The 14830-nt window shown below is 52.2% G+C and carries 11 protein-coding genes; 10 read left to right on the top strand and 1 reads right to left on the bottom strand.

Features of this window, described 5'->3' with window-relative positions; genetic code table 11:
* The first annotated feature begins 2 nt into the window (after positions 1-2).
* On the top strand, positions 3-1802 hold the full coding sequence (asmA, locus tag FCN45_RS12550) for an outer membrane assembly protein AsmA (protein WP_137386123.1): 1800 nt from the start codon (positions 3-5) through the stop codon (positions 1800-1802).
* A gap of 103 nt (positions 1803-1905) precedes the next feature.
* On the opposite strand, the gene FCN45_RS12545 is transcribed toward asmA, so the two are convergent.
* Positions 1906-3462 (bottom strand): TerC family protein, encoded by a 1557-nt coding sequence (locus tag FCN45_RS12545; RefSeq protein WP_137386122.1) that lies wholly within the window; start codon positions 3460-3462, stop codon positions 1906-1908.
* A 786-nt stretch (positions 3463-4248) separates the two neighbouring features.
* Here FCN45_RS12545 and wbaP point away from each other — a divergent pair.
* From wbaP to FCN45_RS12500, 9 genes are all read left to right on the top strand, one after another.
* Complete coding sequence (gene wbaP / locus FCN45_RS12540) at positions 4249-5682, top strand: undecaprenyl-phosphate galactose phosphotransferase WbaP (protein ID WP_008104880.1); 1434 nt, start codon at positions 4249-4251, stop codon at positions 5680-5682.
* A 273-nt stretch (positions 5683-5955) separates the two neighbouring features.
* Positions 5956-7086, top strand: coding sequence for a polysaccharide export protein (locus FCN45_RS12535; protein WP_101763361.1), 1131 nt, complete (start codon positions 5956-5958; stop codon positions 7084-7086).
* A gap of 9 nt (positions 7087-7095) precedes the next feature.
* On the top strand, positions 7096-7530 hold the full coding sequence (locus FCN45_RS12530) for a protein tyrosine phosphatase (protein WP_101763362.1): 435 nt from the start codon (positions 7096-7098) through the stop codon (positions 7528-7530).
* Positions 7531-7542: 12 nt separating this feature from the next.
* Positions 7543-9720, top strand: a complete 2178-nt coding sequence (gene wzc / locus FCN45_RS12525) for a tyrosine-protein kinase Wzc (RefSeq protein ID WP_137386121.1) — start codon at positions 7543-7545, stop codon at positions 9718-9720.
* Between the two features lie 181 nt (positions 9721-9901).
* The gene (locus FCN45_RS12520; RefSeq protein WP_137386120.1) at positions 9902-11038 is read left to right on the top strand and encodes an EpsG family protein; all 1137 of its coding nucleotides are present in this window, start codon (positions 9902-9904) and stop codon (positions 11036-11038) included.
* A gap of 15 nt (positions 11039-11053) precedes the next feature.
* A complete protein-coding gene (locus tag FCN45_RS12515; RefSeq protein ID WP_137386119.1) occupies positions 11054-11776 on the top strand; it encodes an SGNH/GDSL hydrolase family protein in 723 nt (240 codons plus the stop codon).
* A gap of 24 nt (positions 11777-11800) precedes the next feature.
* Entirely contained in the window at positions 11801-12979 is a 1179-nt protein-coding gene (locus FCN45_RS12510) for an acyltransferase (protein ID WP_137386118.1), read from the top strand.
* 74 nt (positions 12980-13053) lie between these two features.
* Positions 13054-13971 carry a glycosyltransferase family 2 protein gene (locus tag FCN45_RS12505; RefSeq protein ID WP_101763367.1) on the top strand — a complete coding sequence of 306 codons (918 nt, stop codon included), beginning with the start codon at positions 13054-13056 and terminating at the stop codon, positions 13969-13971.
* A gap of 73 nt (positions 13972-14044) precedes the next feature.
* Entirely contained in the window at positions 14045-14797 is a 753-nt protein-coding gene (locus tag FCN45_RS12500; RefSeq protein ID WP_137386117.1) for a glycosyltransferase family 2 protein, read from the top strand.
* Positions 14798-14830: the final 33 nt, after the last annotated feature.

Below are 14830 nucleotides of genomic sequence, written 5' to 3'. Positions count from 1 at the left end.
TGATGAGAAGAGTGATAACAACGCTGGCCATCCTGTTAGTGGTGGTGGTGGCGGGCATGACGGCATTGGTGTTGCTGGTCAATCCCAACGACTTTCGTACCTACATGGTAAAGCAGGTAGAACAGCGCAGTGGTTATCAGCTTCAGGTAGGCGGCGATCTGCGCTGGCACGTCTGGCCGCAGCTTAGCATTCTCGCCGGACGCATGAGTCTGACCGCGCCGGGTGCGACGCAGCCGATGGTCACCGCCGATAATATGCGCCTGGATGTCCATCTCTGGCCGCTGTTGTCGCATCAGCTTAGCGTCAGCCAGGTGATGCTGAAAAACGCCATCATCCGCGTCACGCCAGACAGCGCCGCACAAAAGCCGAGCGGCGCGCCAGTGGGCCCGGGTGATGCCGAGCCGGTGAGCAGCAGCGATAACGGCTGGTCATTCACTATTGGCAAACTGCGTCTCGCCGACAGCCTGCTGATTTGGCAGCAGCCCGGCGGCGACGAGTATAATTTCCGCGACCTCAATCTCAACCTCGATCAGGATGCCAGCAAACAGGCCAGCATCAATCTGGCTACCCGAATTTCGCGTAATCAGCGCAATGTTAGCGTCAATCTCAAAGGGCAAATGAATGTGGCGCAATATCCACATCGTCTGGTCGGGCAGCTGGATGAGTTGAATTACGCCATCGACGGCGCCAATCTGCCGACGCAAGGCATCAAAGGCACCTTGAGCGGGCAGGGCGAATGGAACGGTGACAATCAGCGTTTTTCCCTACAGAAGATGCAGCTCACCGCCAATGACAGCGCACTGGATGGCAGCGCCGAGGGGCGTCTGGCGCTGCCGCAGCAGCTTAATCTGGCGCTGCATGCCACTCGTTTAGACATCGACGCGTTGATGGCGAATGCACCGGTGACGGATAGCAGCGCGCCGCAGCGAGCCAATGTGGTGAGCACGCCAGTGATTGCTGAACCGCGAATGCGTGATAACAGCAACTCGCCGCTGAATCAGCTGGATTTGACGCTCAATCTCACCGCCGATAGCAGCGTGTGGCGCGGCCTGACGCTGACCAACCTGCAGATCGATGCCAGCAATCAGCAAGGTTTGATGACGCTGAGTAAGCTGCAAGGCAAATTTGGCGAAGGCCATTTCTCCGTTCCCGGTTCGGTGGATATCCGCAAACCGGTGACGCAAGTGGCGTTCCAGCCTGAGCTGGATAACATTGCCATTGCGCCGCTGCTGAAAGCATTAGAACTGCCAGAAACGCTGCAAGGCACGGTTTCACTGCAAGGCGATGTGAGCGGTGCTGGATTGAGCATTGAAGAGGCAAAACGTAACTGGCAGGGCAGTGCGGATCTGGAAGCCACTAATTTGCAGCTTTCGCAGCTGAATCTGCAGCAGATGGTGCGCCGTGCGGTGGCGCGCGTCAGTAATCGTGTCACCAACGATCAACCCGACGACCAGGGCATTCAGCAGTTGAGCGGGCGCGTGAGTCTCAAGCAAGGCATCTTCAGCTTGCCGGATCTGCAGGGCGGCAACAGTCGTCTGGCGGTGCAAACCAAAGGCAATGTCGATATGGTTAAACAGCAGCTCGACGTCACCATTAATATGATGCTGCGCGGCTGGCAGGGCGACGATAAATTAGCTGCGCTGCTGAACCAGCAAACTATTCCGCTGCGCATGTACGGCGGCTGGAATAATCTGCAGTACTCGTTGCCGGTGGATGATGTGGTGCGTCAGCAACTGCAAAGCGAAGCTAAGTCGCGGCTCAATCAGTGGCTGGATCGCCAGCAACCGGCGAAGCAGCCGTAGGGGCGCCATTAAGGGCGCAATGCCGAACAGTTAAGCGCAAGAGCGACTTTCGTTCGCCTTGCACTCAGGCAGTTGCAGCATGTTCGTGCGGCGACCAGGTTAATTACGGTGCTATCGGCACTATTTCCACTTTCTGCACGCGGTGATTTTCTACCTGCAACGTTCGCAGCAGATAATCACCGATCTGTAACTCTTCGCCTTCCTGCGGCACATGTTGCAGGCTGTCCATCAGTAATCCCGCCAGCGTGTGGTAATTGCGCTTTTCATCAAGTGGCAGCTGCACGTAGACGGCTAAATCCTCTAGCGGCATATGACCATTCGCCACCCAACCGCCGTCGGGCAGCACTTGAATATCGTAGCGCGCATCGATTTTTTCCCCTTCATTCGGCAGATTGCCGGCGATGGTTTCCATCAGGTCGCTCAGCGTGACCACGCCTTCCACCGAACCAAACTCATCCACTACAAAGGCGAAGTGGGTGCGCGCGTTGCGGAACTGTTCCAGCGCCTGTAATAAGGTGACGCGCTCAGGAAAGATCAACGGCTGGCGAATCAGCGAGCGTAAATCCAGTGATTTGCTGTGCAACGATTGATGCAGGAGATCAATCACATGCACCACACCGAGCGGGTCGCGGCCCTGTTCGGTCACCAGAATACGTGTGTGTTGATTGCGATCGAGCTTCGCCATAATCTCCGCCGGATCTTCGGTGAGGTCGATATGCTCGACGTCGTGGCGCGACGTCATGATGCTATTAATCTGGCGCTGACCCAGCCCCAGCACGCGGGCAATCATGCGCCGTTCCTGACGGTTAAATAGCGCACCTTCTTCGCTATCGCTTACCAGTGACGCGGTATCGGCGTCCAGTTCCGCACGCTGCGCCTCGCCGCGCAGAATGCGCAAAACGGCTTCTGACGTACGCTGACGCAGTGGACGGCCGGCAGTGAGAAAGCGGCGGCGATTGAACATCGCCAACTGATTGAGTATCTCAATGACGATAGAGAAACCAATCGCCGCGTAAAGATACCCTTTCGGAATAATGAAGCCTAACCCCTCGGCCACCAGGCTGAAGCCGATCATGAGCAGGAAGCTCAGACAGAGAATCACGATGGTCGGATGGCCGTTAACGAAACGCGTCAGCGGCTTACTCGCCAGCAGCATCAGCAGAATCGCTATCGTTACTGCCGCCATCATCACCGGCAGCTCGTTGACCATGCCAACGGCGGTAATCACCGAGTCCAGCGAGAAGATGGCGTCCAGCACCACTATTTGCGCCACCACCGGCCAGAATTTAGCACCGTTCTTATTTTGACCAGTTTCCTCGTCAGCGCCTTCCAGGCGACTGTTTAACTCGGTGGTGGCTTTATAAAGAAGAAAGAATCCACCGCACAGCAGCAGCAGATCGCGGGCGCTGAAGTCGTGGTGCAACAGAGTAAACAGCGGTTGTGTCAGGGTTACCAGCCAGGAAAGTGAGGCGAGCAGCGCTAAACGCGACACCAGCGCGAGAAGCAGGCCGATAATGCGCGCACGGTCGCGTTCCTTCGGCGGCAGCTTTTCGACGAGGATGGCAATGAAAACCAGGTTATCAATGCCCAACACCAGCTCCAGAACGATTAGCGTTACTAATCCTGCCCACAGCGACGGATCAATGATCCACTCCAACATGTGTTAATCACCTTAATGTCTGTGTTATGCGCTTAATCTGATGATAGTGAAACGGCGTTAAGCCTGTAAATAGCCGCTGACTCGGTCAATCGGCGGGTCAGCCATATGAGAAGAATATCCCTGATTGCCGATTTGCACCGATAAGATGAAAGTATGGATAAAGATTGCACCTGAATGAAAGAGACAATTATTTTTTTTCAGCAGATAACCGCGTGCATTTTTAATGCAGTCTATTGCGGGGTTGAGTATCGAATTAATCTGAATTTTGCAGGGGAATGGCCTGAAAGGGCTGGCATCAATACTTATCGCTGGTAGTCTTTTTCCTAAAATAGTGCAGGGAACACGGGGCCTACTTGTAAACAAGCCAGTAATAACTAGTATAGCAACGTGTTAGTAAATGTCTGCGCCAAAGTTGTTTATAGCGTGCTCCTTAGCCTCTTAATGTTGCGAACTGTGATCGCACGCGGACCACGGCCAGTAATTAGCGCAAAAATGCCGCATAAAACAAGTTGTAATTAGGATGAAAGCGGTATTGGCAGCGACAGCCAAGGGCGGTAGCGTGCCTGAAGCGCCTTTCTCTTGGTTTAATGGTCTGCCACTGTGGTAAGGGAAGTCGGACTAATCTGTTGGTATTAATCACAATTCTCTTGCTTACTATTGTGAGAATTGATTTGGCCTCAGAGAATTTACCGCAGATTGCCTCAACAAATGCAGTGAATATTTCGCTCATTTATCAAACAGCGTTGAGGCATTAGGGATTAAAGAAATAATATAAAAGAGTTAACTATGCGCGATAACGAAATTACATATAAAAGTCTTCTGACAAAAATTTTACTGGCGTGCTCGGATTTAATTTGTTTCAACGCAGCATTATTTATTGCGATGGCATTGATTAATTCGTTTACCCATTCTCCACTGGCAGATATATCTGAAAAATACCTGCATTTAAAAATTGCTACGCACATTGCGCTTTCCGTTATTTGCGTGGGCTGGTTCTGGGTTCGCCTGCGTCATTATACCTATCGCAAGCCATTCTGGTTCGAGCTCAAAGAGATCTTTCGTACCATTCTTATTTTCTCTGTCATCGATTTGTCAATTTCAGCCCTTTCACAGTGGCAAATGTCGCGCTTTGTCTGGGTAGCGACCTGGGTTCTGGCGTTGATTTTGATTCCTTTAGCGCGCGCCATCTCTAAGCGTGTGCTGAATCATTACGGCATGTGGAAGAAGCAAACCATCATCATCGGCAGCAGCCGCAATGCTCAGGAAGCCTGGCAGGCGCTGCAGAGCGAAGAAGTGATGGGCTTCGATGTTATCGCCTTCTTCGATGTCGATAAGAGCAGCCCACAGGCCAGCATCTCAGGCGTACCTGTGCTGCACAACGAACAAGAGTTGTGGCAGCTGACCAACAGCGAAACCCAGTTCATCGTGGCGGTGGAGTTCGAACAGAGCCAACACCGCGATCACTGGCTGAAAACCCTGGCGATGCACAATTGCCGTTCGGTTTCTGTTATTCCAACACTGCGAGGTGTACCGCTGTACGGCACCGACATGGCTTACATCTTCAGCCATGAAGTGATGATTCTGCGTGTGAATAACAATCTGGCGAAGCGCACATCACGTTTCCTTAAGCGTGCATTCGATATTGTCGGCGCGCTGAGCATTATCCTCGCGCTGTCCCCGGCGTTGCTGGTCCTTGGATTTATGGTTGGCCGCGATGGCGGACCACCGATTTACGGTCATGAACGTGTGGGCTTAGGCGGCCGTAAGTTCAAATGCCTGAAATTCCGCTCAATGGTGATTAACTCGAAAGAGGTGCTGGAAGAGGTACTGCGTACCGATCCTGTTGCCCGCGCCGAGTGGGATAAAGATTTCAAACTGAAGAACGATCCGCGCATTACCAAAGTCGGCCATTTCATCCGTAAAACCAGTCTGGATGAGCTGCCGCAGCTGTGGAACGTGGTACGTGGCGATATGAGCCTGGTGGGGCCGCGCCCGGTGATTGAAGATGAGCTCTGCCGTTATGCCGGTGATGTCGATTATTACCTGATGGCGAAACCAGGCATGACGGGATTGTGGCAGGTTAGCGGTCGTAACGACGTTGACTATGAAACACGCGTCTATTTCGACTCGTGGTATGTCAAGAACTGGTCGCTGTGGAATGACATCGCGATTCTGTTTAAGACGGTTGGCGTAGTGCTGAAACGCGACGGCGCCTATTGATAGACAGCGAAGCCGGGGAGGGCATGAAGCTTCCCGGTTGAAAACTGCGGGTGCTGGGTGTGTCGTTATTAGACAGCTGCACTGATTGAGTCTGTATAACCATTTTAATTGATGTCGTCTTTAGACTCGGTGACAACATAAAACCAAGGGAGCGCATAATAATGACCCACAGTTTCAGTGTTTAACCCGTCACATTCCATTTTTGTAAGACGCTACACAGCGGGCGATTTCGCCTCTATCAATCAATAACTGATAGCGAAGAATCAGATGATAATGAAAATTAAATTGATACCTTTACTGGTATCCGCGACTTTTCTCTCCGGATGCACCATTGAGCCGGGTTCTCACCTTTCCACCAGTGGAAAAGATGTCATAGAGCAACAGGATAGCAACTATGACATCGACAAATATGTCAACGTCTTCCCGCTGACGCCGCGTCTGGTTGAACAGATGCGTCCGAAGCCGTTAGTCGCGCAGGCTAACCCGATGCTGCAAAATGAAATTCAGAGCTACGAATACCGTATCGGTGTCGGCGACGTGCTTAACGTCACCGTCTGGGATCACCCAGAGTTGACCACACCTGCCGGTCAGTACCGTAGCGCCAGCGACACCGGTAACTGGGTACAGGCAGATGGCACCATTTTCTACCCGTACATCGGTAAAGTGCGCGTAGCAGGCCGAACGGTTACCGAGATCCGCAGCGAAGTGGCGCGTCGTCTGGCGCAATACATCGAAAGTCCGCAGGTTGACGTTAACGTCGCCTCGTTCCGTTCGCAGAAAGCGTACGTGACCGGTTCGGTCACCACCTCCGGACAACAGGCGATCACTAACGTGCCGCTGACCGTGCTGGATGCCGTCAACGCCGCCGGCGGTTTAGCGGCTGACGCTGACTGGCGCAACGTGGTGCTGACGCACAACGGCAAAGAACAACGCCTTTCGTTGCAGGCGCTAATGCAAAACGGCGACCTGAGCCAAAACCATCTGCTCTATCCGGGCGACATCCTTTACGTACCACGTAACGACGATCTCAAAGTCTTCGTGATGGGTGAAGTGAAGCAGCAGTCAACGCTGAAGATGGACCGCAGCGGCATGACGCTGGCCGAAGCACTGGGCAACTCGCAGGGTATGGATCAGACCACCTCTGATGCCACCGGCGTGTTCGTGATTCGTCCGATTCGCGGCGCCAACCGCACCAAGATCGCCAACATCTATCAGTTGAATACCAAAGATGCGGCATCGATGGTGATGGGCACCGAATTCCAACTGGAGCCGTACGACATCGTCTATGTCACCGCGACACCAATCACCCGTTGGAACCGTGTGATTTCGGGCCTGCTGCCGACCATCGTAGGTATTGACGATGCCAGCTCCTCGGCCCTTCGTTTCCGCAACTGGTCGAACTAAGGGTTCGCCATGATTAAGTCCGTGTTAGTCGTCTGCGTCGGCAATATCTGCCGCTCCCCCACCGGGGAGCGTCTGTTCAAACGCGCGCTACCAAACATCCGGATTGCCTCCGCAGGGCTCAGCGCGCTGCAAGGCTATCCGGCGGACCAGAAAGCCCTGGCTGTGGCCGCCGAACACGGCGTGTCGCTGGAAGGGCATCAGGCTCAGCAGTTAACGGCCAGCATGTGCCGTGACTATGACCTGATTCTGGTAATGGAAAAGCGCCATATTGAACAGGTGAATCGCATCGATCCAGCCGCACGCGGAAAGACCATGCTGCTTGGCCACTGGCTCAATCAGCAGGAAATTGCGGATCCGTACAAAAAAAGTCGCGAGGCCTTTGAAGAGGTCTACGGGTTACTGGAAAACGCTACCCAGAAATGGGTCAACGTATTAAGCCGATAGTTGGGAATATCCATGAATATCAAAAACAAGGTTATGACCGCGCCAAAGGAAGATTCGAATGGATGGGATCTGGCGCATCTTGTGGGACAGCTGATTGATCATCGCTGGATCATTGTTGCCGTTACCGCCTTCTTCATGCTGGTAGCCACGCTCTACACACTGTTTGCTACACCAATCTACAGCGCGGATGCGTTAGTCCAGGTTGAACAGAAGAATGCCAGCTCAGTACTGAATGAGTTAGACAGCATTCTGCCGCCAACGCCGGCGTCCGATACCGAGATTCAGATTCTGGAATCGCGCATGGTTATCGGTAAAACCGTTGACGATCTGGGTCTGGACACCGTTGTCACCCAGAACTATTTCCCGGTGATTGGTAAAGGTCTGTCGCGTTTGATGGGTAACAAGCCATCAACCGTCGCCATCTCCCGCCTGGAAATTCCACGCACCATCGATAAGCGTACTGTTGAACTGGAAGTGACCGGTCCTGACTCGTATACCGTGTCAGCGGACGGTGATGAACTGTTCAAAGGTAAAGTCGGTCAGCTGGAAACGCACGGTGATGTGACCATGCTGGTAAGCGGCATCAATGCCGATGAAGGCACCAGCTTCAGCGTTACCAAACTGAACGAGCTGCAGGCGATTAACTCGGTGCTGGCCAACCTGACCGTTGCGGATAAAGGCAAAGACACGGGCGTGCTGGGTCTGGAGTATCTGGGTGAAGATCCAGAGCAGATCAGCAAAGTGCTGAACCAAATCGTCAATAACTACCTGCTGCAGAACGTTGAACGTAAATCTGAGCAAGCGGAAAAAAGCCTGGAATTCCTGCGCAACCAGCTGCCGCAAGTACGTGGCAAACTGGATGATGCCGAAGACAAGCTGAATACCTTCCGTCGCCAGAACGAGTCGGTTGACCTGTCGCTGGAAGCGAAATCGGCGCTGGATTCTTCTGTCAGCGTGCAGAGCCAGTTGAACGAACTGACCTTCCGTGAAGCCGAAGTGTCTCAGCTGTTTACTAAAGATCACCCAACCTACCGCGCGTTGCTGGAAAAACGCAAAACGCTGGAAGGTGAGCAGGCGCAGCTGAATAAAAAGATTTCTCAGATGCCACAAACGCAGCAAGAGATCTTGCGTCTGACGCGTGATGTGCAGTCTGGTCAGGAAATCTACATGCAGTTGCTGAACCGTCAGCAAGAGCTGGGTATCAGTAAAGCCAGCACCGTGGGTGATGTACGCATCATCGATGGCGCAGCAACCGGCAACAGCCCGGTGGCACCGAAGAAACTGCTGATCATCGCGGCGAGCGTGATTCTGGGTCTGATGGTTTCTGTTGGTCTGGTGCTGCTGAAAGCGCTGCTGCATCACGGCATCGAAAATCCAGAGCAGCTGGAAGAGCTGGGCATGAACGTCTATGCCAGCGTACCGCTGTCAGAATGGCAACGTAAGAAAGATACCGAAGCACTGGCGCGTCGTGGCAACAAGGTGAAAACCGATCCCCACGAAACGCTGCTGGCGCTGGGCAATCCAACTGATCTGTCAATTGAAGCGATTCGTAGCCTGCGTACCAGCCTGCACTTCGCGATGATGGAAGCGAAAAACAACATCCTGATGATCACCGGCGCCAGCCCAGGTATTGGTAAAACCTTTATCTGTGCCAACCTGGCAACGCTGGTCGCCAAAGCGGGCCAACGTGTGCTGTTCATCGATGGTGATATGCGTCGCGGTTACACCCACGAACTGCTGTCAGCCGATAACAAATCCGGTCTGTCTAACGTGTTGTCAGGCAAAACCGAGTTCAGCCCGGCGCTGATTCAGAAAGGCCCGTACGGTTTTGACTTCCTGCCACGCGGTCAGGTGCCACCAAACCCATCTGAGCTGCTGATGCATCGTCGCATGGGTGAGCTGCTGGATTGGGCGAGCAAGAACTACGACCTGGTGTTGATTGATACGCCTCCGATTCTGGCGGTCACCGATGCGTCCATCATCGGTAAGCTGGCCGGTACGTCGCTAATGGTGGCGCGTTTCGAAACCAACACGCCGAAAGAACTGGATGTCAGCTTCAAGCGCTTTGCCCAGAACGGTATTGAGATTAAAGGTGTGATCCTTAACGCCGTGGTGCGTAAAGCCGCCAACTCTTATGGTTACGGTTACGACTATTACGACTACGAGTATGGCAAACCGACCAAAAGTTAATTTGCCCGTCATTCACAGTTAATGATGAGGGTAATCCGGTGAAGAAAGGGGCGGGTTGACCGCCCCTTTTGATCGCACCGTTTGAATGACGACACGCAACGATTTACACAGGTGATTCTCTCTATAACGCCATTAAAAGCCACCGCTGGCACGAGAACTTGTGGAATTAAGGAATCACACCATGGCTCCATATTGGTATTTATCAGGGTTTTTGCTGTTGCTTGCGCTGGTCGAAATCCTGTTGAAGAAAGACGAACGCACCACCCATATTCTGACTTACCTGCTGTGCATCGCCACGGTCACGCTGATTATTTTTGCCGGTATTCGCGGTCTCGGTACCGGGATGGACGACTATCAATATCGCAGCTTCTTTGCCGACTTCGTCCGCCGTATTGAGGTCAACGGTTTTGCCAACACCGTCGCCTTCTTCCGTTATGAACCGCTGATTTTTGCTATCGCGTGGATCACCAGCCTGTTTTCACACAATGCCAGCGTGTTCCTGTTTGTGTTCAGTATTCTGGCAGTTTCAACCAATGCCATCTTCTTCAAAAAGATGTCACCGTATCCGGTGTTGGCATTGGCGCTTTACTCGGCGCATATCTTTATCAACAAAGACGTAAACCAGATTCGTTTTGGCCTCAGCTCGGCGCTGTTCCTTGGCGTGATCTGGACTATCTACCTCAAGCAATACTGGTGGGCGTTTGCCTTCTTTATTCTGTCCTTCCTCAGCCACAACACCGCAGTAATGGTGGTGACCATCATTCCGTTCCTGTTTATTCGGGAATCGCGCTGGTGGCCGGTGGCCATCATTATATTCAGTGTGCCACTTTCGGTGGTGGGCGGGACCGGCTTTATTGCCTTGATCGCCGGACATCTGGGATCGATGGGCGAGAGGGCCGCAGGCTACAGTAACGAAGCCTCGAATGCCGGTGACGGCAGCGTGGTGTCAGTCTCCAACCTGAAAAACATCATGCTGGTGTTTATCTTTGTCTACTTCATGCTGAGCAACCAGCTCAAGCGCGAACAGTACGACGTGTGGAAGCTGAACTACCTGTTGATTCTCACTTTTGCCATCGGCGGCGGCATCAGGATCTTCTTCTACAACTACTCATCGGGTGCGCGCCTGTCGAATTATCTGCTGCAGGTCGAACCGATTATTTTGACATCGCTAATCTTCCAGTCAAAACGCGTACTGAAACCCGCGATGTTTGCGATGTTCGCTTTCTTCCTTGTTTATTACCTCTACTACAACACGATCTCACTGAAGCAGGCCGTTGTGGGCTATGAAGTTGCTCGTGAATTCAAATTGTTTCATTAACCGATGAGAGGAAATATGCGGAAGACTTTACTGGCAATTCTGATCACCTCTGCGCCGTTTCTGGCGCAGGCAGAGGATCATCCCGGCACCTTTATCATCGCCGCCTACGGTGACTCCACCACCGCTGGCGTTACCGCGTCGGGCAATCGCAATATCCTCAGTAAAAATAATGAAGTGAGTTTTTTGCAGCAGATGTTGCGTGAGAAATACGGCAACAACATTGAGGTGAAGAACCACGGCATGCCGGGTGCACAGGTTTCGGTGCTGGTTTACGACAAAGACAATACGCCGATGGATTGGTCAGAACGCATGGCGAAATCCGATGCCAATATGATTTTGATTAACTATGCCATCAACGATGCGCGCATCAACTTCTTCAAAGATAAAGGCGAGCGCATTGAAACGCCGCAAGAGTATAAGCGCATCATCACCGAGCTGGTAAAAGGCGCCAAAGCGAATAACAAGCTGGTGGTGTTACAGGAACCGAATCCCATTTGTGGCAAAGCCGAGCGCTGGAACGTCTGGCCGTATGTTTATCAGTTAAATGAAGTGGCTAAAGAGCAGCAGGTACCGATTGTGAAGCAGTACAGCGCCATCAAGCAGAACCGTGACTGGCAATCTGAGATGTCGCCTGATTGCATTCACCCGAACGAGATGCTTTATAAGCAGAAAGCAGAAAGAACCTTCAACGTCTTAAGCAGCACTTTCGATAGCGTTTTGTCGCGGCACAGCAGCTAACCCAACTCAGATTCAGGAGCTGACATGTATGTATTAATCATGGTGCTGTCATTTTGTCTGGCGCTAATCATTCTGCGAGTATTCTCCTTCCACAAAGGCGTGTACAACAGTAGCGGTATTAAAAGTATCTCTGGCATGCGCGCGCTGCTGGCCAGCATCGTGGCGTTCTCACACTTCGCGCACTACATCTATTCGCTGGATGGTCAGTGGGTGTTCGATAAAGACTATTTTGCCTGGTTCTCCGAAGGCAACTTCTTCGTTAACTCCGGTAAATTCGGTGTACTGCTGTTCTTCATGATCTCCGCCTTCCTGTTCTATCGCTGGCTGGATAATGAAACCCTGACGCCAGGGCAGCTGACGCACAAGCTGCTGAAGTCGCGTATCCGCCGTATCGTCCCGATGTTCTGGTTCTCCGGTTTTGTCATCATCGCGGTAGGCGTGGTGCAGGGCGATCTCACTTATAGCCTCACGGCAGTAAAAGATGCCGTGCTGTGGTTGCTGTTTATTGGCAGCTACCGCATGGGTGATTTCCTGACGGCGGATGTCAACGCCGGTGTGGAATGGACGCTGCGCCTCGAATGGTTGCTGTACCTGTCGATTCCGCTGATTTACGTGCTCAACCGCGCCACCAAAGGTAAATACAAAACGTTGCTGATTCTCGGCTCGATCGGCGTGATTTTCTGCGTGGCGGTTGGCCTGCGTCTGTGGGGCAAAACCTATACCGATCCGCGTCCGGTGCTGGGCTTCGCCATGGGTTATCTGGCGTATAAATATCGCGACATGTTTGCGCACTACAAAACCTCCAGCCTGGCCGGCTTAGCGGTGATTGTGCTGTCGCTGTTCTCGCTGTCGTTTACCAGCAACACCTTCTGGTATCTGATTTTCCTCTGCTGCCTGACGGTGATCTTCTTTATTGTCAGCAGCGGCAACGCGGTGTTTGGCATTCTGGAAAACAAAACCCTGATGTCGATTGGTGAGGTGAGTTACAGCCTGTATCTGATTCACGGTGTGGTGCTCTATTTCATCAAGCAGATCCCGGAAACGCTCTATCCGCATTCGTTCCTGTTCTACACCTTGCTTTCAACGTTGTTCTTTGTCGCCTCCTTCTATGTGGCGAAATTGACGTATCTGTTTGTCGAGAAACCGTTTATCGGCAGTAGCAACAAGAAGAAAGTGGCGATGAAGACCTCGCCGACAAATTAGGACATCACCCATTATTCTTTTGAGCCCACAAGTTATATCATTGATTTTGTAACTTTTTTAATGAGGTGCTGGCAATGCAGGAGATTCGCTTCTCAATTGTTATTCCCGCGTATAACGCGTCGAAATCGATTGTCACGACGCTAGATTGCGTCAAAGCGCAAACCTATCGCAATTTTGAAGTCATTATTGTTGATGACAAATCGGCCGATGCGGCTGAACTGGCGCAGGTGGTACGCAGCGAACGTTATCAGGATTTGGCTATCAAACTGGAGCTGTCTGAGGTCAAACTCAACGGCGCTGGCGCCCGTAACAAAGGTATTGAGCTGGCAACCGGCGACTTTATCAGCTTCCTCGATGCCGACGATGAGTGGCATCCGGACAAGTTATTGGTGGCGAGTGAAACCATCGCCAAACTGGAAGCGCAGGGCAAATCGCGCTACGTCATCTTTAGTCAGGTGAACATCCATCAGGATGGCAGCTTCCTCAAGGTGATGCCGATGCAACCGCCCGGCAAAAACGAAACCGTGGCCGAGTATCTGTTTGGCTGTTACGGCTTTATTCAAACCAGCACCATTGTGCTGAAGCGCGAAGATGCGGCGCAAATCCAGTTTGACGCGCGCTATATTCGCCATCAGGATTATGACTTCTGCATCCGCGCTGACCGCATGGGTTATGCCTTCGTGATGATCGATAAGCCGCTGGCAACCTACCATCTGGTGACCAAATTTGGTTCCAAGCACAAAGGCGAATCGGTCAAATACTCGTTCTTCTGGCTCGATACCATGAAGCCGCATCTGACCACGCGTGACATCCATACTTACAAGGCGTTCAAGCTGCCGCTGCGCTACAAGATGGATGGTAAATCGCTGCAGGCCAGCCTCAGCTTTGCACGCTACTTCTTCCTCACCAACCGTGACAATCGCGCCTACTTCATGAATCGCCTGCTCGATAAGGTGAAGTCGCGCTTCTCGGGCAGAAGAGCCGTCTCCTGATTCACTTTTAAACACTTTCACTTGCTCCCTACACGGGGGCAATTTTTTGGTTCCTGAAACTCCGGGTAGACAAATGACAAATCATGTTGGCACCGTCGGTATTGTGATGCCGATGTATAACGCGCGAAATACCGTTCTGCGCGCGGTTGAGTCGATCATCAACCAGACCTACAGCGACTGGCATCTTTACCTGATCAACGACAAATCCACCGATGATTCACTCGCCTTGGTGCGTGAACATTGTCAGGACGCGCGTATCACCATTCTCGACAACGAGGTCAATCAGGGCGCAGCCGAAACCCGTAACGTGGGGCTGCGCGCGGCGAAAGAAGAGATCATCGCGTTTCTCGACAGCGATGACGAATGGCATCGCGAAAAACTGGCCGAACAGACGGCTGCGATCGCCGCCGGCGATGATTTCGTGATCACGCATTATCACTACAAAACCAAAACCGCTGACCACGATATCAACTACAGCAAACCCTACCTACAGCAGGAAAACTTCGTGAAGAAGCAATATCGTGTTTGCTTCTCCTCGGTGTGTTTCCGCCGTCCTCCACAGGGCATCTTCTTCCAGCGTAAAGGCCACGAAGACTTCCTGTTCCTCTATGAGTTGTTCCTCCGCTACAAACAAGCCCGCGTGATCCAGAAAACCCTGGTCAACTATTACGAGTTGGGCGATTCACTGTCGCGCAACAAAAATAAAGCGGCGAAGTGGCACCTCGAATTATTAAGAATTATCTATAAAAACAATCCGTTAAAAGTATATTACTATTATACATGGTACATGGTGAACGGGGTTCTTTTTGCCTTAAAACACCGCTAAGCGCAACGGTGATTTAGCTGCTTATATATTTTT

This window comes from Pantoea sp. SO10 (assembly GCF_005281435.1).
Lineage (GTDB): Bacteria > Pseudomonadota > Gammaproteobacteria > Enterobacterales > Enterobacteriaceae > Pantoea > Pantoea leporis.
Note: the sequence above shows the minus strand (reverse complement) of the source record. Positions and strands in the feature narration are given on the sequence as shown.

Excerpts from the sequence above, each read along its gene's own strand:
- FCN45_RS12530 (WP_101763362.1), top strand. The coding sequence starts at position 7,096 with ATGATTAAGTCCGTGTTAGTCGTCTGCGTCGGCAATATCTGCCGCTCC.
- wzc (WP_137386121.1), top strand. The coding sequence starts at position 7,543 with ATGAATATCAAAAACAAGGTTATGACCGCGCCAAAGGAAGATTCGAAT.
- asmA (WP_137386123.1), top strand. The coding sequence starts at position 3 with ATGAGAAGAGTGATAACAACGCTGGCCATCCTGTTAGTGGTGGTGGTG.
- FCN45_RS12545 (WP_137386122.1), bottom strand. The coding sequence starts at position 3,462 with ATGTTGGAGTGGATCATTGATCCGTCGCTGTGGGCAGGATTAGTAACG.
- FCN45_RS12515 (WP_137386119.1), top strand. The coding sequence starts at position 11,054 with ATGCGGAAGACTTTACTGGCAATTCTGATCACCTCTGCGCCGTTTCTG.
- FCN45_RS12505 (WP_101763367.1), top strand. The coding sequence starts at position 13,054 with ATGCAGGAGATTCGCTTCTCAATTGTTATTCCCGCGTATAACGCGTCG.
- FCN45_RS12510 (WP_137386118.1), top strand. The coding sequence starts at position 11,801 with ATGTATGTATTAATCATGGTGCTGTCATTTTGTCTGGCGCTAATCATT.
- FCN45_RS12520 (WP_137386120.1), top strand. The coding sequence starts at position 9,902 with ATGGCTCCATATTGGTATTTATCAGGGTTTTTGCTGTTGCTTGCGCTG.
- wbaP (WP_008104880.1), top strand. The coding sequence starts at position 4,249 with ATGCGCGATAACGAAATTACATATAAAAGTCTTCTGACAAAAATTTTA.
- FCN45_RS12500 (WP_137386117.1), top strand. The coding sequence starts at position 14,045 with ATGACAAATCATGTTGGCACCGTCGGTATTGTGATGCCGATGTATAAC.
- FCN45_RS12535 (WP_101763361.1), top strand. The coding sequence starts at position 5,956 with ATGAAAATTAAATTGATACCTTTACTGGTATCCGCGACTTTTCTCTCC.